Consider the following 18,897-nt stretch of genomic DNA (forward strand, 5'->3'; position numbering starts at 1 on the left):
GCAGCTAGATAGAGATGTAAATGCAAGTAAAAATATATTAAAACTTGGTTTGGGCTAAACCATAGTAAATAGAGTAAACCGCTGTCGAATACTGAAATGTATGAGATAAGTTATGCTTGTTCCTAGAAGCTCGGTACTTTAGTGCTGATGTAAGTCACAAAAAAGACACAAAGAGGATTGATTCATATGGAGCTTAGTGTTAAGAATGTGGGAGAAACAAGTGAATATGCGCGACTTTTGAGTAGTCTTTTGATACCAGGAGATATTATTTTGCTGAATGGTGATTTAGGAGCAGGAAAAACAACTTTTACAAAGGGATTAGCTGCTGGTTTGGGAATCACTAAGAATGTTAAGAGTCCGACTTTTAATCTAATTAAGGAGTATCACGATGGTCGTCTACCCTTATTTCATATGGACTTGTACCGTCTTGAAGGAATTGGTGCAGGAGATTTAGGACTTGAAGAATATTTTAATCGAGATGGTGTTAGTGTACTCGAATGGTCGCAATTTGTAACTGAAGATATTCCATCTGATCACTTGATAATCAATTTAGAAAAAGATGATAAACATGATGATTGGCGAAAGATTGAGTTGATTGCTAGAGGACCGCACTACGAACAATTGCTTAACCGATTTGGTGAATTAGCCGTATAAGGTCGATTCAATTTCTTTCAGTATGCTTTTTGTAGAGAAAATCGTGTAGTAGTGGTTAAGTATAAAATCCTGAATAATGCAGCTTTTTGTTGGATATTGCAAAAAATAAGTAGCTTGAGATTAAGGAGTATGGCAGGCTAGATCAAATAAATTTTGATCTGGTCTTTTTCTTATATTTCGTACGTGGCACTCAAATTTTATATAGTAATCTTCACTTGACTTAGGCATGCATCATTTAGTCTAAAGCGGTCGCGCTTACTTTATTATTATGGCAACATATTCGGATTATAATAAGTATTACAAAGTTAAAAAACAATATGTAGTGTGCGTTCATTTCAATAACACTATTTGTTGTATTACATCTCCTATGAGGATACAATATATATATCGAATTAATCGTAGGGAGGAAACATTGTGACTGTAAATGTAGAAGAAAAGAAGAACGTGAAAAAGCCAACATATTTTGTTAAGCGTGATGGTAGTAAGATGAATTTTGCTTCCTACAAGCTTGGAATAGTATTTGATGAAATGGGTCTGCAGAAGCAGAAAAAAACATTGATTAAAGAGATTTTAAAATCGATTGAAAGCATGGCTGAAGTTGATGCGCATGAGGTTCATCGTGCTGTGATTAGTGTGCTCAATAAAGCTGGTTACCAGACTAAAGCCCTCGACTACATAAATGTCTACAAAAAAAATGAGGAGTATTGGCAGGATCAGACCAATCCGGCTAGTAGACTAGAGCGGCTGCAAGTTAAAGATCCAGAATTGGTTCATGAAAATGCAAATAAGGATAGCAATGTCTTCAATACTCAAAGAGATTTGACTGCTGGCGCGGTAGGTAAGACACTTGGTCTGAAAATGATGCCAATGCATATTGCTAAAGCACATTTACGTGGGGATATCCATTATCATGACTTGGATTATACGCCATGGAGTCCAATGACTAACTGTTGCTTGATTGATTTTAAAGAAATGCTTACCAATGGTTTTAAGATTGGAAATGCAGAAGTAGAGAGTCCTCATTCTATTCAGACAGCAACGGCTCAGATGGCCCAAATTATTGCTAATGTTGCTTCAAGTCAATATGGTGGATGTTCAGCCGATAGGGTCGATGAATTGTTGGCACCATTTGCCAAAATAAATTTTCAGAAGCACGTAGTGGATGCTAAGGATTATATTGATGATAATGATAAACTGCATGAATTTGCAAAGAAAAAGACTAAAAAAGATATTTATGATGCAATGCAAGGACTTGAGTATGAGATAAATACATTATTCTCGTCACAAGGGCAGACACCTTTTACAACACTTGGGTTTGGGCTAGGAACATCTTGGATTGAACGTGAGATTCAAAAGGCTATTTTGCAGATTAGAATAAAGGGATTAGGGAGAGAGAAAAGGACTGCAATTTTCCCTAAGCTTGTGTTTACTTTGAAGCAGGATTTGAATTTAAAACCTAAAGATCCTAACTATGATATCAAGGAACTAGCTGTTGAATGTGCTACTAAGAGGATGTACCCTGATATTTTGATGTACGATAAGATAAAAGAATTAACTGGAAGCTTTAAGGTTCCAATGGGGTGCCGCAGTTTCTTACAAGGTTGGAAAGATGAAAATGGAAAAGAAGTCAATTCTGGTAGGATGAATTTAGGGGTTGTAACAGTCAACCTTCCTAGAATTGCGATTGAAGCCCGAGGTGATAAAAAATTATTTTGGAAGATTTTCAATGAGAAGATGAGAATTTGTAAAGAAGCACTTGTCTTTAAAGCAAAACGGGTAGAACAAGCGATTCCAGAGAATGCACCAATTCTCTATCAATATGGTGCATTTGGCAAGCGACTCAAACCAGGAGAGGATGTTTCAACTCTTTTTAAGAAGAGACGGGCAACGATTTCTCTGGGATATATTGGATTGTATGAAGTAGGTACGGCATTTTATGGGTCTGATTGGGAAAGCAATACGGAAGCACATGCTTTTACAGTTGAGATTGTTCGTCAGCTAAAGAAGAATTGTGTGGCATGGTCTGATGAATATGATTATCATTTTAGTGTCTATTCAACTCCAAGTGAATCGTTGACAGATCGCTTTTGTGTGCTTGATACTAAGAGATTCGGTAAAATCAAGAATATTACAGACAAAGAATACTATACAAATAGTTTTCATTACGATGTAAGAAAGCATCCGTCTCCTTTTGAGAAGTTAACATTTGAGGAAGATTATCCAAAGTATGCTTCAGGTGGGTTCATTCATTATTGTGAATATCCTAATTTAAGACAAAACCCTAAGGCACTGGAAGCCGTTTGGGATTGGGCATATGATAAAGTCGGTTATTTGGGCACAAACACACCAATTGATCATTGTTTTAAATGTGGCTTCGAGGGCGAGTTCAAGCCTACTGCTAGAGGGTTTGAATGCCCTGATTGTGGTAATCATGATCCAAAAACATGTGATTGTGTAAAGAGGACTTGCGGATATTTAGGTAATCCGCTGCAACGCCCAATGGTTCATGGCAGGCACACTGAGATTGCATCACGTGAGAAAAATCTTTTTGATGGGACGGGATACAATGGCTGAAAGAATCAAGAAAGAACGTAGGCCTAAAGACCCGAAACCACGAGAATGGCTGGCAAGTGATTTAAGTCAGGAATTTATTGCTGATTACAAAGCATTTAATTTTGTTGATGGTGAGGGTGTTCGGTGCAGTATATACACAAGTGGCTGTAAATTTGCGTGTCCCGGATGTTACAACAAAGTGGCACAGAATTTCCACTATGGGACACGCTATACCCAAGAATTAGAGGACTTGATTATGACCGACATTGGTGCCGAATATTGTCAGGGACTGACCTTATTAGGTGGGGAACCATTTTTAAATACGCAAGTTTGTTTGAAATTAGTTAAAAGACTTCGTGAGGAATACGGTAATACAAAAGATGTCTGGTCTTGGACAGGATATACGTGGGATGAGTTGATGCAAGAATCAGAAGATAAGCTAGAACTGCTATCATTGATTGATATATTAGTCGATGGACGGTTTGAACTTGCAAAAAAGGATTTGACATTGCAATTTAGAGGCAGCTCTAATCAGAGAATAATTGATGTAAAAAAGAGCTTGAAAAGTAAAAAGGTAGTTTTGTGGGACAAGTTATTACGCTAATATGGTTTCTTTAAAGAAGTGAGATGATTTGTGGGGGGCAGGGACAAAAGTTAACTTTTGTCCCTGCCCCCTGTTTATTCCGTATAAACTTGTTCCATAAGTCAACATTCTCCGACTAACTTCGAATTACTCATAACAAAGGACTGGAATCAGAAATTAACTTTTGATCCAGCCCTGATGATTCAACTTCAGACTACACAAACAATCCATTTCAAGAATTAGCGTTTAAAACAAGGATTAACTGTCAAATAAGTCTAATTCTTTATTGAATTTAAGAATAATCGTTTGGATTGGCTGCTAATGGTTGATAATTATCCATCTCGGAGTCTCTATAGTCCCACCATTCTTCGGAGTATCCTACAAAACCGGCTTTTAACATCGCACTATTTAAAATCTGATAGTATCCTTCTTCTTCAAGATTTCGCTTGAAGTTACGATGAGCACGCTTGGAAAAATCATCAAAGCTGCTTTGCATTTTAACCTCATTTTTATTTGTGTCTACCAAAGTTAAATCAAAGGTTACTCCTTTTTGATGACTAAAATTTGGATTAGGTTCAGCCACGAAATGCGGATCAGGGTAAACAACAAATAATTTTTTTTGTGCACTAACTGGGCGATAGGCATCCCAAACCTTCAAGAAATACCCCTGCTTCTTGACTAGTTCGCTTGCAATAGTTAACTTTTGTGCAGTTCCTGTGCGAGCAATTGCGGTTGTAAAATCATAGACTATTTGGTTAGTAAAATTATCAGTTGTCGCATATTTAAGATCAACTATGATATCTGGGTCTAGTTTTTGAATATTTGTAAATCCTTGTTTGCCTGAATTCATTAGAAATCCCTTCCTTTTTAAATTTAATTATTATGAGAAGTAGGACTGAATTATGAGTCAATGTGCATTTTTCTAGAGTAGGAGCTAGTAGAAGAGTCGTCAGAGGTTGTAATGAAGTTGTATTGTGTTAGCCAATTCTTGTATTGAGCAGTGGTTGCCCAACAAGAGATAACTAAGAAATCAAAGTCGTGGTTAAGCGATTGGCAGAATAAGAATGAAAGAGATTCAGCGGGAACATGTTGTAAAGTAGCTAAATATATTTTTTGTTGTTTTTCATCTAGTGAAAAATGACTAAAGAAATAAGGTGTTTCTTTAATTATATCAAGATTACCATTCAAAATAGAGTAATTGAGATTAGATTTAAAGAATTCTTTTTCATAATCGATTGTCATTAGAGCGTGCTGCTGGGGATTACTTTCACCGGTAAACTGAAAGAACTTTTTCCCCTTATTTTGAGCTTTAATATTTTCAATTACGTACGACGAACCGAAAGTTAAATGAAGTTTTTGCATTGTAGTACCTCCTTGTAAGTAAAATAAATATGTTATAATTAATGTAAAGAAAGGATGATTAGTAATGAAAGTCACGGTTTTAGGGATGTATGGTGGCTATCCTTATGCAGGTAAAGGAACAAGCAGCTACTTGATTCAGAAAAATGACTATAATTTACTTTTAGATTGCGGTAGTGGGGCACTATTGAGCTTAGAGCGGTATCTCAATCCGCTAGAGCTTGACGGGGTATTGCTCTCGCACTATCACAACGATCATATCGCGGATGTCGGAGTTTTACAATATTATTGGCAGTTGAATAATCAAGATGTGAAGGGGAAAAAATTGCCACTTTATGGGCATACCGAAGATCAAACGCACTTTGCTGATCTCACTTGGCCGGGTGCAACAGTTGGAGTTGCATACGATCCTGCTGAAGAGCTAGTTTTAAAGTCTTTAAGAATAACTTTTTTAAGAACTAAACATCCCGTTGTTGCCTATGCTGTCAGAATTGAAGATGTTGTAACAAAGGAAGTTCTTACTTATACAGCAGACACAGCGGAAATTCCAGAGATGATTTCATTTGCACATGATTCTGATTTGTTAATTACCGATACAAATTTTAGTGCTGCTAAAAAAGGGAAAAAGTGGCATATGACATCTATTGAGTCTGCAAGGCTTGCTTTGGAATCAGGTTCGAAGAAATTGATGCTCTCACATTTGCCACAAAAAATTTCTGCTAATCAACTGGTAGAAGAGGCTCAAAGTGTTGTAAATAAGCATGTTAAAGTTTTTCCTGCTTCTGTTGGTTTAAAAGTTAATGTTGTGGGAAATGATTCAAAAAGTAGCTAAAATTGTTAAATTTTTTTACTGTATTTCTGAAATATATTTTGCCTACAGGGCTAAAAAGCCATAATTTTGGCTTACGTCTCTATTTTGTTTTTTAAATATCTTATTGTTATCATAACTTTAATCTGTTGAATAATAATTTTGCTATGAAATGAGTAATTACTGGTATTTAGTATAAGTGTTGATGGTTAGGCGACTATATTGAGAATGTATATTTTTTTTAAAAATAAGCAAAGTTTTTAAAAAAATAAGGTGTTAATTTTTTGATACAAGTGTTATAATAACATTGTGAACGATATTAATTTGTAAATTGTTTTTCATGTAAAGGAGCGAAAGAATATGGTTACTTTATACACATCACCTAGTTGCACTTCTTGTCGCAAGGCACGCACATGGTTAAGGAAGCATGATATTCCTTTTAAAGAACGAAATATTTTTTCTGAACCGTTGAATATCAATGAGATTAAACAAATTCTACAAATGACGGAGAATGGGACAGAAGAAATTATTTCTAAACGTTCAAAGGCTTATCAGAAGTTAAACATTGACTTGGATGAAATTCCACTGAAACAGCTATTTACTTTGGTTCAAGAGAATCCTGGACTTTTGAGGAGACCAATTATTCTTGACGAAAAGCGTCTACAAGTGGGTTATAATGAAGACGAAATTCGCAGATTTTTACCTCGTGAGGTTCGTGCGTTAGAATTAAAAAGAGCACAGGAACTTGCAGGATTTTAAAATTCAATAAAATTATTCAATTGTTTGAGGATCTTGGCGCAAGATAATTGCTTTCGCTAAGGTCCTTTTGTACACTTATAGTACATGCAATCTATCCTTTTATCACTGAAGCCTTGAATCAAGACTTCTATAGTAACTTTCTATCCCACTAGTCCTGTTTTTTAGTATAAAGTGCTTTACAATTCTGTTTTTTTAGTTATCATTAAGCGAGAGGGTATTATCGGAAAGGTGGGTGATCTCGATGGAGATGGAGAAAATCAATGATAACACTATTAGGGTGCTACTTGAAACTGATGATTTGACCGAACGTGGAATTACTGTGCTCGATTTGTTAGGTAATCGTAAAGAAATAGAGAGTTTCTTCTATAGTATTTTAGATGAAGTTGATATCGATAATGAGTTCCGTGAAAATGATGCTGTGACATTCCAGCTGTTACCAAATAGGAATGGACTTGAGTTATTTATTAGTAAGGTAAATCCAAAAGATTTAGAAGACTATGAATATGATGATGAACAAGAAGATCAGAATGATTCAAAAGATGATGACAATGAAGTCGAGAATGAGAAAGATCCAAAAGATGACGGCAAGAAGTCAAGGAAGCTTTCAGATGATGTTCGTTTTACTTTCTTGGAACCAGATGGAAGTGAAGGCCAGGATATCACTGAGATGATTCATGATGAATTAATTAAGAATAGAGCCGAAGATAGTGGACAGAAACATCTGGGGAATGATGGAGATGGAGTCTCTGAATATTTGAATGATAAAAATATTCAACGTAAGCATTATGTAATTGAATTTAGTGACTTTGAAGATTTTGTTAGTTTAGCAAAGCTTTTAAAAAGTGAAAGTTTAGCATCTTGTTTATATCTGCTAGATAACAACTACTATTTAGACTTAATTTTCTTTGTAGATCAGATGAGTGACAGCCATATTAAGGATGTTTTGTCTTTGGCTGTTGAATATGGTAAGCGTGTTAGTTTATCTCATGATATTTTAGAAGAACGTGGGAAGTGTATTCTCTCATCTTCTGCTTTTGAGTTAACAAGATACTATTTTAAATAATTTTTGGAAAGATAAACTCTTAGTGGTTAGTGCGTATTTAACTGCTGGGGGTGTTTTTTTGTTAAAAGCATTAGACGGTAGTGGGAGATGGGTTTGGGCTAGCAATGCGGCAAATAATGAAAAATATTTTTGCCCATCTTGTCATGCAGAACTTTCTACAAGAAAGGGGACATTAAAAAGAAGCCATTTTGCACATCGGAAAAATGAATGCGGTGGTTTTTCTGAGGGTGAAACTCCAGAACATCTGCAGGGAAAAACAACACTTGCAAAGTTTTTCGAAAAGGCAGGATATATCTCGGAGATGGAGAGTTATCTACCAAAGCTCAAGCAGCGGCCGGATATTGTAATTCAAAAGGACTTCCAAAAAAGTATAATTGAATTTCAATGTGCGCCATTGGCAACCTCAAAAATGAAAGCACGTAGCGTTGGGTACAGGAAAGCAAATCTCAAATTTCTGTGGATATTGGGACAAAAATATCTCTTAAAGAAAAAGATGACACAACAAGTTGCAAAATTTCTCAAATGGAACAGAGCACGGGGGTATTATTTGATTTATTATTTAGCGAATAGACAGCGATTCAGAGTGATTTATAACATTCAGCAAACAGATTACTTACCATTGAAATACAAAATAATTGAATTTGGTAATGTAATAGCTCTTAAAAACTTTTTTAATAAGAAGGATATTTTTGAGTTTTATAAAATCTCAAAAAATGAACGAATAACGCAATTTAATGCCTTTAAATTAGATATTTTAAGAAGCAAAGGAGAGTTCAGAAGTTTGCAGATTAGATGTTATTTACAGAGACAAGAGCTTGAAAAGCTCAAAAATTTATTATTTGCTAGCAGATATTCACCACCTATCTATGCCACCAAAGAATTATATTGGAAAAGCGATCTTATATTTATGAAGAAATTGAATAATTTTAGCGATAATATTTTATCTCAGAAAATGATTTTGGAACATAAAAATTATTTGTTCGAAGTACCATTGTTAGATATAAATAGACTAATTGATTTACAAGTAAAAGAGATGAATAGGTTTGTTGATAGTCAGGAAATCTAACTATTAATGTATCTTTTTTTGTAGTATTGTATTCCAGCTCTAACTATGATTTCATTAATAAATAATGGTGGGGAGGAATGTAGCATGACAAATGAAATTTCTAAATTAAAAAGCAGAAATGAAGTACCTGAAGAATTGAAGTGGGATTTAAAAAAAGTATATCAAAATGAAGATGAATTTTCTAAAGATATTAATGAGATACAAGTAAAAATTAAAGAAATTGGTAAATTACAGGGAACACTTGCTGATGGTAGTGCTGCTTTTAAAGAAGCATTGCAAACTCGTTTTGCGGTTGAAAGAAGAACGGTCAAAGCGTATGTATATGCAAGCATGCTGAGTGATCAGGATACGAATGACAAGAAAAATCAGGGCTTATTTTCACAAGTACAACAACTCTATGCTAAAGTTGCTGCAGCTTTTTCTTGGTTTGAACCAGAACTGTTGACATTGGGTAAAGTAAAATTGGATGAGTATTACAAAAATGATCAAGAATTGGCAGGATACAAGCAGTATATAAGCGAAATTATGGTAAAGAAAGAGCATTTATTATCAGAAAGAGAAGAGAAACTGCTGGCGGGAGCATCCGATATTTTTGCAACACCAGAAAATATCTTTGGAATATTGAATAATGCTGATCTTAAATTCCCAATTGTCACAGATGAAAAAGGAAATCAGGTTGAATTGTCGCATGGATTATATGGAAAATTATTGGAATCCAGTAACCGTAAAGTTAGAAAAGATGCGTTTCAAGGATTGTACAAGACCTATAAACAATTCGAAAATACATTTGCAACTTCACTTGCTGCTCATGTACACACACATAATTTCCAAGCAAACGTCAGAAATTATCCAGATGCAATTTCGGCTGCATTAGGAGCTAACGACATTCCTGTTTCTGTTTACGATACATTGGTTGAGCGGGTGAATCAGCATCTAGATTTATTGTACCGTTACGTAAAAGTTAGAAAAGAACTATTACAATTGGATTCAGTTCATATGTATGATTTGTATGCGCCGATTACAAAATTACCTGCGGAAAAGTATAATTATGAAAATTCAAAAAAGATAGCATTGGCTGCATTAAGTATCTTTGGGGATGGCTATGTTCAGACGGTTAAAAAAGCATTTGCGAGTCGCTGGATTGATGTTTTTGAGAATACTGGTAAACGTAGTGGAGCATATTCGTCTGGAATGTTTGATACACCACCATACATTTTGCTTAATTGGCAGGATAACTTGGAAAGTCTCTTCACGCTTGTACATGAGATGGGTCATAGTATGCATTCATATTTAAGTAACCATAATCAACCATATCATTACAGCGATTATTCAATTTTTGTCGCGGAAATTGCCTCAACAACTAATGAGAATATTTTGACACAATATTTACTTGATCATAGTGATGATTTGCAGTTTAAAGCCTATATATTAAATCACTACTTAGACGGATTTAAGGGAACAGTATATCGTCAAACTCAATTTGCTGAATTCGAAAGATGGCTCCATGATCAAGATCAGTCTGGATTACCCTTAACTTCACAAGAACTCAATAATAAATATGCTGATTTAAATAAACATTATTACGGGTCTGCAATTACTAATGATTCAGAAATTGCTTTGGAGTGGGCGAGAATTCCACATTTTTATTATAATTTTTATGTGTATCAATATGCTACAGGATTTGCAGCAGCAAGTACCCTTGCAAGTAAGATTACAAAAGAAGGACCTGAAAGCTATCTTGAATTCTTGAAAGCAGGCAGTTCTGCATTACCGATTGATGTCATTAAGCAAGCGGGGGTCGACATGACAAAACCTGATTATTTAGATAATGCCTTTGTGATGTTTGAAAAACGTTTGAACGAACTTGAAGAGGTTTTGGCAGAGTTGAAAAAGTGAAACGGTGAATTTTGACTTATAAAACACGGTTACTTGTAATAAAGCGAGAGGCTGGTTCAAAAGTTAACTTTTGAACCAGCCTCTCGCTTTATAGATAGATAAGTTAAAATTATCTGTTTGACTTCGAACTTTATTTAAATACAATATAATTTCTAAATCGTGTGGAGTGAAGTAACTGAACCCTTGTGTACCTTGTTGTTCTTGCATAACATGATTTCATCATTTAACTTACCCAAACATAGACTTCTAAGGGTATCATAAGAGGAACAATCTGTTAGAGAGACACCAAAATCAATGTTAGCAAGATTATACAATACCATTGTTGAATGGGTAGTGACATTCATCTCGGCAGCCATTTGTTGATCACGCTTGAACGATTCAATTGTAAATTTGGAATGGCGGTCGCTCTCAAACATTTCACTATCAATACCAATAGAAGTGATAATATCGTGAACCACTTCATCCGAGTATTCCCTATTACCATTGAAGACTTCATTTTGAAGATTCAAAAGGAAGCTACGTCCATGCTTCTTACCTTGAAAAAGAGCAGCTTTATAATCAAGAGAAGCCTGGTAGATATTATTGAAGGCTCTATTCCTGATATCAAGATTATTTAGAGGTAAGTTATGTTCACTTAATACATTGGTAACTGTATTGAGATTTAAGAAAGGAATGAACCTAAAACGAATATCAGTATCAAGATTATTTACGAGTTTTATAATATTTTTCTCTGATTGGTAAGACTTTCTTCCAACCGGATTAATAAATAAATACATTTCTAACACAATTTTTCCCCCATATAAACATACATAATCTTTCCTATGACTAAACGCTATCTATACTTTAACAAAAAAAAAAAAAAATTCAATGATTGTGCTTGTTTTTAATTGGAAATAATCAAGAATTCAGTTTTACTTACAATTATTACGTTTACAAGGGAGATATGTTAAACTGGGGGAGATAATTTAATCTAGATTAGAGGGGATTATTTTGAAAGAAGATTGGACAGATTTTTTATTACCTTATAAACAAACGACTTCTGAGTTAAAGGCGAAATTCACAGCGTTGCGCGAACAATTTAGATTATCGCAGCAACATGTTCCAATCGAATTTGTAACTGCACGAGTAAAGCCGATAGACAGTATTGTTGAAAAAATGCAGCGACGCAACATTCTTGAAGCAAATTTGGAAAATGAAATGGAAGATATTGCGGGCATTAGGATTATGTGCCAATTTGTTGATGATATTTATCAATTAGTGAAGCTAATTAGAAAACGAAACGATTTAAGTGTGATTGAAGAAAGAGACTATATTGCAAATGAAAAAGAAAGCGGGTATCGTTCATATCACCTAATTATAAAGTATCCGATTCAGTTGTTAGAAGGGCAGAAGATTGTGTTGGCTGAGATTCAGATTAGAACGCTCGCAATGAATTTTTGGGCCACAATTGAACATTCCTTGAACTACAAGTATAATGGGCAATTTCCTGCTGAATTAGAGGTTAGGTTAAAGAGAGCCGCTGAGGCAGCTTTTCAGTTAGATCAGGAAATGTCAGCGATTCGAGAAGAAATAAAAGATGCACAGCAAGAGTTCTCATATCGAAGAGGTAATGATACAAGAGAATAAACCCAATTGTAAAATATTTTCTTTTATACTATACTCGTGGGATAATGTGTCTTAGTGATTAAATTAAGAACGAATTTAGAAGAGGTCGGCTATGAAAATCGCGATTTTTACAAATGATGGGCGTCAATCGGTAGAAGTAACTCAAAAACTGCAAAAAAAATTTGAGGACACACACTTTGTTATGGATGAAAAGAATCCGAATATTGTGGTGACTGTTGGTGGTGATGGGACTTTGTTGGCAGCCTTTCATAAATATGAAAATATCTTGGATACAGTGCGATTTGTTGCGGTACACACTGGTCATCTGGGATTCTATACAGATTGGCGCGATGATGAAATCGATGACTTGGTTATTAGCTTGCAATCGGACAATGGGCAATCAGTGAGCTATCCTTTGCTGGATATTAGAATTAAGTATGAGGATGATCAAAGACCAGTTAATCTTTTAGCATTGAATGAGGCAACACTGAAGCGAAACAGTGCAACTATGGTAACCGATGTTTTTGTGGGTGGCGATCTATTTGAGAAGTTCAGAGGCGACGGTCTCTGCATTTCTACCCCAACTGGATCAACCGCCTATAATAAGTCATTGGGTGGGGCTGTGATTCATCCCAACTTAAAAGTCTTACAGATGACTGAGATAAGTTCTATTAATAATAGAGTTTTTCGAACTTTAAGCTCACCAATGATCATTGCACCAAACGATTGGGTGACCTTGGTTCCTACGAGTGAATGTGATTATATTCTGACGGTTGATCAGGATAGTTTTCATGGCAGGAGAATTGAACAGATTAGATTTAAAATTTCAAATAAAAGTATACATTTTGCTAAATATCGGCATATGCAATTTTGGCAAAGGGTGCAAGATGCATTTATCGGAGCAGAGTATGCAAATTAGTTGGCATTATGATGGGAATCAGCCAATAAGAGTAAAAACATTTTTAAAACAAAAGCTAGTATCTCGGCGATTATTGGCTGCAGTTCGTTCTGATGGTGGCAAATTACTCATAAATGGTAATGAGGGCAGAAAAATTGATAAGATGGTAAATGGAGATTTGCTAGCAATCAACTTGCCATCCGAAAAAATCAGTTCTTTTCTTGTGCCTTCATTTGTACCAATTAGTATCTTGTATGAAGATCGCGACTATTTGGTTGTGGATAAACCAGCTGGTGTTGCATCTATCCCTTCGGCACTGCACAGGGAAGATTCACTAGTTGCGCGCGTGCTGGGATACTATCAGATTAGGAATTACCAGGGGATCGGACCTCATATAGCAACGCGACTTGATCGTGATACTTCAGGAATTGTATTGTTTGCAAAACATCGTTATGCTCATGCAATGATTGATGAACAGTTAAAGACACATCAAATTAAAAAAATTTATTATGCGATATTACAAGGAAGTATGGCGGCCAAACATTTGCTAATAAACCTGCCAATTGGTAGGATGCCAGGTTCGCTAGTGAAGAGAATGGTTGTAGAAAAAGGAAAAGATGCAAGTACTGAATATTGGAAAGAAGCTGAATTGCAAAGATATGTTCTTTGCAAGGTTCAATTACATACAGGAAGGACACATCAAATTAGAGTTCATAGCGCATTTTTGGGGATGCCACTTGTTGGGGATACACTTTATGGTGGAGTTAATAGGCTTCCGTTACAAAGACAAGCACTGCATTGTCAGCAGGTGACTTTTTTTCACCCCTTTCTAAATAAAGAACTGACAATTACAAGTAAAATTGCAGCCGATATGCAAATGTTTATAGATAATGAATCTAACAGCAAGAGGTGATTAATTCATGGGAGATAGAGAGAAAAGGGATTCCTATAAAAAAGATCAAATTGTTGACTTACTCGATCAGCAACAGGCGACAAAGTTCCGCGAACAATTTTTAATGCTGCATGTGTATGAACAGGCATTAATTTTTGTTGATTTAGATGAAAAACAAAGGTCAAGGGCATACCGCTACCTCACTCCTACCGAATTAGCCGACACCTTTAATGCAATTGAAGAAGAGCCTGAAGACGTAGCAGAATATTTTCAGGAGATGTCAACTAAGTATGCAGCGGGAGTAATTTCCGAGATGTATACTGATAATGCTGTTGATATTTTGGCATATGTAGATAGTACAAGCTTGAATAAGTATTTGCGACTGTTGCCACATAAGGATGCTGCGGAAATCAAAGAAATGCTGCATTATGAAGACAAGACTGCTGGGGCAATTATGGCGACAGAGTTTGTCAAGATTATTGTCAATCAGACCGCAAGATCTGCACTGCATGTTTTGAAAAAAGCAGCAGTTGATGCAGAGACAATTTACTATTCCTATGTAGTTGATGCTGATGACAAACTTATTGGTGTAGTTACATTGCGGGATTTATTAATTAGTGATGATGACTTATTGATTGAGGAAATCATGAATGATCAGGTGATGTCCGTAAAAGTTGATGAAGACCAAGAAGATGTTGCTAAGACAATTCGTGATTATAATTTTCTGGCAATTCCAGTGACCGATTATGATGAGAAGATGATTGGAATTATTACGGTTGATGATATTATTGATGTTATTGATGAAGAATCTGCCGAAGATTATTCTGGACTTGCTGGTGTTGATACCGAAGAAAGTTCAAATAATCCGTTTAAGTCTGCCTCTAAGAGACTACCATGGCTTGTGACATTGCTTTTTCTAGGAATGTCGACAGCAACATTAATATCACATTACGAGCAACTGGTGAGTGAGGCAAGTATCCTAGCAGTCTTTATCTCATCTATTACGGGGACAGCTGGGAATGCAGGCACACAAAGCTTAGCCGTGGCCGTCAGAAAGATTGCATCTAAGGATGATGATGAAAGCCTGATTAGAACAATTATTACTGAACTATTGACAGGACTCATAATAGGAGTAACTACAGGAATAGCAATTTTCCTAATTGTTGGAATTTGGAAAAATAACTTTGTTTTAGGTTTTGTGATTGGTTTGGCTATGATGTGTGCAATTGTTGTAGCAAATTTAGCCGGCAGTATTATTCCGATGGCGATGGATAAGATGGGGTTTGATCCAGCAGTTGCATCTGGACCTTTCATTTCAACATTGAGTGATTTAACTTCTGTTTTAATTTATTTCAACATTGCGAGTTTCTTTTTATCGTTCATTGTAGGAAAATGAAAGAATTATCTTGAAATGGCAGCAAATTAATATAGATTACTATCATACTCTTCTCCATCTGGTTGAACTCAGAGTCTATATGGGAGAAGAGTTTTTGTACTTGTAAAGCAATTAATTGAAATTATTTTAAATTAGTATTAGAAGGATTATTGACATATCTATAATTTTTTGTTTTAATTATAGATATGTTAGGGAGAAAAAAAACATTTTATTTTTTTATATCTTTTTTTACGATAATATCTATTTTTTCTGCTTCTTTGATGTCTGTAAACGCTTCTGCATGGTATGGTGCACGAATAACGTTACCAAGAGCTGGTGGACAGTGGAGAACTGTCAGCAGAAAATCTACTTCCAAGGTACAGGGGTTAAAAGCAAGTGGAAATGCGTATCAGATAGTGGGGAATATTGAAAATGCAGGAAATAAAACCATTGGTTCATGGCAAACTTTTAATGCACATAATACAATTGCAAAATATGTAGCTACATATTCAGCAGGATCCAGTATAAAAGCAGCTTTTCAGACTAATTCATATAATTATTTAACTACGACTGCCTATTTATCTTGGCGACCATAAAATCTAAATATCACACCTAGCTGAAAGCGTAACTGCTAGCACATATAACAGTTACGCTTTTATTAATGGAAAAAATATTGTTAACTAAAAACTACAGAATTATTTGGGAGAATTTATGAAAAGTAAAATTTCTTTATCAAAAGCAGAGTTATATAATTTAAATTTGTTGTATCAATTAGGTGCAATTGTCATCTTTTGTGTAATTACCTTAATTGCTAATTTACGGATGGGTGCGGGCAATCCTATATATATACGTGCACTTGAACAATATTTATCAACAATTAACTTTTTCTCACTGCTATTGCCTTTGTTACCGCTCTTTCTTTCATACAAGATAATAACTCCATATTGGTTTACAGATTTTCGTGAGTGGCAATTAATAAGGGGGAAAACTCCATTTTGGAAAAAACAGTTTATTGCTGTAGCGAAAAATTGTTTACTCTACACTTTTGGGGCATATTTTAGCTCCCTTTTACTTCTTTTGGCTCTTACTGGAAATGTACGCACTTTACCGGTAACAACAGGGATAGTTTCAATTACAGGTCCTTTTTTAGGAACCATTATTCTTTTAGTTACTATATTTTTAATTAATTATGGAATAATGCTACTTCCATTATTATTAACCTTGGTATTACGAAAATCTTGGCAGGTTTTAGCAATTGCAACAATTCTTTATTTTTTTCTACCAATTATTTTGTTTAGTGTCAGTATCCTTCCAGAACAAATGATGCCAATCAACATTTATTATCAGTTGTTGAATTCTTCGCGCTCTGATATTGAAATCATAGTTAGTTCTGTTGCTACAATTGTTGGTTTCATAGTAATTGAAGTCGGACTTATTTTTACAGTAATTCGAATACAAGAGAGGAAGGAATATTAAAATGAGTAATGCGATTGAGCTAGAAAATGTAGCAATCAGTTATAAAAAAGTGAAACTATTACATAATGTGAATTTAGAGATTCAAACAGGAGATATAGTACATTTGCGTGGGGAAAATGGGGTTGGTAAATCAACTTTCTTGAAAACCGTTTGTGGACTTAAGGTTCCAACAAGCGGAACAATTAAAATCAATGATAAAGTGTTGCATCCAGGAACTTTTGCTCCAAGAACAGGAATATTAATTAATACACCAAGGTTCATTAATAATTTGACTGGGTTTGAAAATCTAAGGATTCTTGCGAATATAAAGAAGGAAGTGTCTAAATTAGATATTGAAAGCTATATGAGAACTTTTGGACTTGATCCTAAAAGTAATACAAAGGTTCGGAGCTATTCTGTCGGTATGTTGCAAAAATTAGGATTAATTCAAGCAATTATGGAGAAAAATAATTTGCTTTTGTTAGACGAGCCATTGAACGGATTAGATAGAAGTTCTAAGGAAAAAGTTCTTGAAGTTCTTGAGAGACTCCATAGTGAGAACCCAAGTTTAACGATGTTGCTTGTTTCTCACGAGGATTTCTTTAAAAATATAGCAGATGTTTTTTATGAGATTGATCAAGAAACTATCATTAAAATGAGGTAAAAAATTGATTTTAAGGAAGAATTTTAAGAATTTAAAAATATTTTTGGGCAGTGTCTGTCTTTTCTTTTCACCATTGCTGGTTCACGCTGTTTATTTTAAACAAACGGCCAGTTCTTCAATATGGGATTTTTTTATCGAGACTTCTGGGACTCCTATTGTACTTTTCTTCGTACTTCCATTAGTTCTTTTAGTAATATTTTTTGATGAGGGTAGTTTTTTCATTACTAATTATTTACAGTACTTATCAGCAAGATTTTCTAGTTTAACGGAGATAATTAGTTCATGGATGATTGATGAATTTTTTTTATGTCTTTGGCTCATTCTGTGCTTATTTCTTGGCAGTATAACGACTGCTTTGAGTGAAAATTATAAAGTTACTTTTATGGTAAAACACCCATTTGCTATCCAATCCAATTTATTCAGTGTGTTTTTGCATTTTTGGTTGCTTTATATTTTCGCTATTAGCATATGTTTAGCTTTAAACTGTTTTTTGATAATTTCTAGAAAAAAGCATGTATCTTTTATCCTTGGGGTATTTTTGTCTTTGGTAATAATTTCTTCTTACAAGATAAGGTTAGGGATTTTTCAAAGTTTTCCAACCATTATGGGGAGTGAACTTTTTTTCCCGAATTATCTCTCAGCCTTTATGCCGGCGATTCTTCCATACTGTAGCCTTATATGGGCAGCAATAGAGTATTTTACACTAAGAATAACATTTAGGAGAATCATTCAATGATAAAAAAAGAGTTTAGATATTACATATTATCAATGGTATCCCTAATTTTTATTTGGAGAGTTGTAATTTTTGTGTTACAGAAACGAGTTGCATTTTTACAGCCTAATCCGTTTGAAAGTACTAATTACTTTTCTTTCGCTATTAATCTCAGTTATTGGTGTGCATTTTTATTTCTTTACCGCTTTATTTGGAGTGAACTGTTGGGGAGTATTTTTGTTGAAATTAGAATTGGAAAACGGTGTCTTATGCAGAGAAATGTAAGTATTCTACAGTTAATATTCGCGGCATCTAATACGCTTTCATATATCGTAGTTGCAGTTCTTTTTGGAGATAGGGTCAGTGGGGGTGTGATAAGCCTAATCTTATTAATCACATTTATAATGATTTTTCTTTTGCAAAAGAGTTTTATTTACTGTGTAGACGAAGGTGTAAGTATTTTTGTGCTGGCTACCATGTTACTGTTAATCTTCCATTTTACAGGTTATAGTACTAGGTAGTCGCTTGCAAATATTAATGAGATAATAAAATTAT

Annotated in this window: 20 protein-coding genes; 17 read left to right on the top strand and 3 right to left on the bottom strand. The window is 34.8% G+C overall.

The features are described 5' to 3' along the window. Window positions 1–186 precede the first annotated feature (186 nt). From tsaE to nrdG, 3 genes are all read left to right on the top strand, one after another. Window positions 187–654 (top strand): tRNA (adenosine(37)-N6)-threonylcarbamoyltransferase complex ATPase subunit type 1 TsaE, encoded by a 468-nt coding sequence (tsaE, locus tag FFX44_RS03585; RefSeq protein WP_289977953.1) that lies wholly within the window; start codon window positions 187–189, stop codon window positions 652–654. A gap of 411 nt (window positions 655–1,065) precedes the next feature. After that, window positions 1,066–3,228 (top strand): anaerobic ribonucleoside-triphosphate reductase, encoded by a 2,163-nt coding sequence (nrdD, locus tag FFX44_RS03590; RefSeq protein WP_289978643.1) that lies wholly within the window; start codon window positions 1,066–1,068, stop codon window positions 3,226–3,228. Next, the gene (nrdG, locus tag FFX44_RS03595; protein WP_289977955.1) at window positions 3,221–3,811 is read left to right on the top strand and encodes an anaerobic ribonucleoside-triphosphate reductase activating protein; all 591 of its coding nucleotides are present in this window, start codon (window positions 3,221–3,223) and stop codon (window positions 3,809–3,811) included. The genes nrdD and nrdG overlap by 8 nt, the downstream gene beginning before the upstream one ends. A gap of 271 nt (window positions 3,812–4,082) precedes the next feature. On the opposite strand, the gene FFX44_RS03600 is transcribed toward nrdG, so the two are convergent. Together FFX44_RS03600 and FFX44_RS03605 are read right to left on the bottom strand one after the other, a co-directional pair. Then, window positions 4,083–4,640 (bottom strand): M15 family metallopeptidase, encoded by a 558-nt coding sequence (locus FFX44_RS03600; RefSeq protein ID WP_289977957.1) that lies wholly within the window; start codon window positions 4,638–4,640, stop codon window positions 4,083–4,085. A 50-nt stretch (window positions 4,641–4,690) separates the two neighbouring features. Continuing rightward, complete coding sequence (locus FFX44_RS03605; RefSeq protein ID WP_289977958.1) at window positions 4,691–5,152, bottom strand: hypothetical protein; 462 nt, start codon at window positions 5,150–5,152, stop codon at window positions 4,691–4,693. Between the two features lie 64 nt (window positions 5,153–5,216). Here FFX44_RS03605 and FFX44_RS03610 point away from each other — a divergent pair, with 64 nt between their 5' ends. From FFX44_RS03610 to pepF, 5 genes are all read left to right on the top strand, one after another. Further along, window positions 5,217–5,981 (top strand): MBL fold metallo-hydrolase, encoded by a 765-nt coding sequence (locus FFX44_RS03610; protein WP_289977963.1) that lies wholly within the window; start codon window positions 5,217–5,219, stop codon window positions 5,979–5,981. 336 nt (window positions 5,982–6,317) lie between these two features. Continuing rightward, window positions 6,318–6,716 carry a transcriptional regulator SpxA gene (gene spxA, locus FFX44_RS03615; protein WP_289977966.1) on the top strand — a complete coding sequence of 133 codons (399 nt, stop codon included), beginning with the start codon at window positions 6,318–6,320 and terminating at the stop codon, window positions 6,714–6,716. 241 nt (window positions 6,717–6,957) lie between these two features. Continuing rightward, the gene (locus FFX44_RS03620) at window positions 6,958–7,779 is read left to right on the top strand and encodes an adaptor protein MecA (RefSeq protein ID WP_289977969.1); all 822 of its coding nucleotides are present in this window, start codon (window positions 6,958–6,960) and stop codon (window positions 7,777–7,779) included. A gap of 58 nt (window positions 7,780–7,837) precedes the next feature. Then, window positions 7,838–8,845, top strand: a complete 1,008-nt coding sequence (locus FFX44_RS03625; RefSeq protein ID WP_289977970.1) for a competence protein CoiA family protein — start codon at window positions 7,838–7,840, stop codon at window positions 8,843–8,845. An 84-nt stretch (window positions 8,846–8,929) separates the two neighbouring features. Continuing rightward, window positions 8,930–10,741 carry an oligoendopeptidase F gene (pepF, locus tag FFX44_RS03630; protein WP_289977972.1) on the top strand — a complete coding sequence of 604 codons (1,812 nt, stop codon included), beginning with the start codon at window positions 8,930–8,932 and terminating at the stop codon, window positions 10,739–10,741. A gap of 152 nt (window positions 10,742–10,893) precedes the next feature. Here pepF and FFX44_RS03635 read toward each other — a convergent pair whose 3' ends face one another. Continuing rightward, complete coding sequence (locus FFX44_RS03635; RefSeq protein WP_289978645.1) at window positions 10,894–11,517, bottom strand: DsbA family protein; 624 nt, start codon at window positions 11,515–11,517, stop codon at window positions 10,894–10,896. A gap of 214 nt (window positions 11,518–11,731) precedes the next feature. On the opposite strand from FFX44_RS03635, the gene FFX44_RS03640 reads away from it, so the two are divergent. From FFX44_RS03640 to FFX44_RS03680, 9 genes are all read left to right on the top strand, one after another. Then, window positions 11,732–12,367 (top strand): GTP pyrophosphokinase family protein, encoded by a 636-nt coding sequence (locus FFX44_RS03640; protein ID WP_289977974.1) that lies wholly within the window; start codon window positions 11,732–11,734, stop codon window positions 12,365–12,367. Window positions 12,368–12,458: 91 nt separating this feature from the next. Further along, a complete protein-coding gene (locus FFX44_RS03645; protein ID WP_289977978.1) occupies window positions 12,459–13,265 on the top strand; it encodes an NAD kinase in 807 nt (268 codons plus the stop codon). Then, on the top strand, window positions 13,255–14,157 hold the full coding sequence (locus FFX44_RS03650; protein WP_289977979.1) for an RluA family pseudouridine synthase: 903 nt from the start codon (window positions 13,255–13,257) through the stop codon (window positions 14,155–14,157). Before FFX44_RS03645 ends, FFX44_RS03650 begins: the two co-directional genes overlap by 11 nt. Before the next feature lie 7 nt (window positions 14,158–14,164). Continuing rightward, a complete protein-coding gene (mgtE, locus tag FFX44_RS03655) occupies window positions 14,165–15,532 on the top strand; it encodes a magnesium transporter (RefSeq protein WP_289977980.1) in 1,368 nt (455 codons plus the stop codon). Window positions 15,533–15,792: 260 nt separating this feature from the next. Next, window positions 15,793–16,107, top strand: a complete 315-nt coding sequence (locus FFX44_RS03660) for a hypothetical protein (protein WP_289977983.1) — start codon at window positions 15,793–15,795, stop codon at window positions 16,105–16,107. Between the two features lie 115 nt (window positions 16,108–16,222). Then, on the top strand, window positions 16,223–16,987 hold the full coding sequence (locus tag FFX44_RS03665) for a hypothetical protein (RefSeq protein ID WP_289977985.1): 765 nt from the start codon (window positions 16,223–16,225) through the stop codon (window positions 16,985–16,987). Window position 16,988: 1 nt separating this feature from the next. Further along, window positions 16,989–17,630, top strand: a complete 642-nt coding sequence (locus FFX44_RS03670) for an ABC transporter ATP-binding protein (RefSeq protein ID WP_289977989.1) — start codon at window positions 16,989–16,991, stop codon at window positions 17,628–17,630. Between the two features lie 4 nt (window positions 17,631–17,634). Continuing rightward, window positions 17,635–18,366 (top strand): hypothetical protein, encoded by a 732-nt coding sequence (locus FFX44_RS03675; protein ID WP_289977991.1) that lies wholly within the window; start codon window positions 17,635–17,637, stop codon window positions 18,364–18,366. Continuing rightward, window positions 18,363–18,863 (top strand): hypothetical protein, encoded by a 501-nt coding sequence (locus FFX44_RS03680; protein ID WP_289977994.1) that lies wholly within the window; start codon window positions 18,363–18,365, stop codon window positions 18,861–18,863. The genes FFX44_RS03675 and FFX44_RS03680 overlap by 4 nt, the downstream gene beginning before the upstream one ends. The last annotated feature ends 34 nt before the right edge of the window (window positions 18,864–18,897 follow it).

The sequence above is a fragment of the Lactobacillus sp. UCMA15818 genome (assembly GCF_030400225.1).
Taxonomy (GTDB): domain Bacteria; phylum Bacillota; class Bacilli; order Lactobacillales; family Lactobacillaceae; genus Liquorilactobacillus.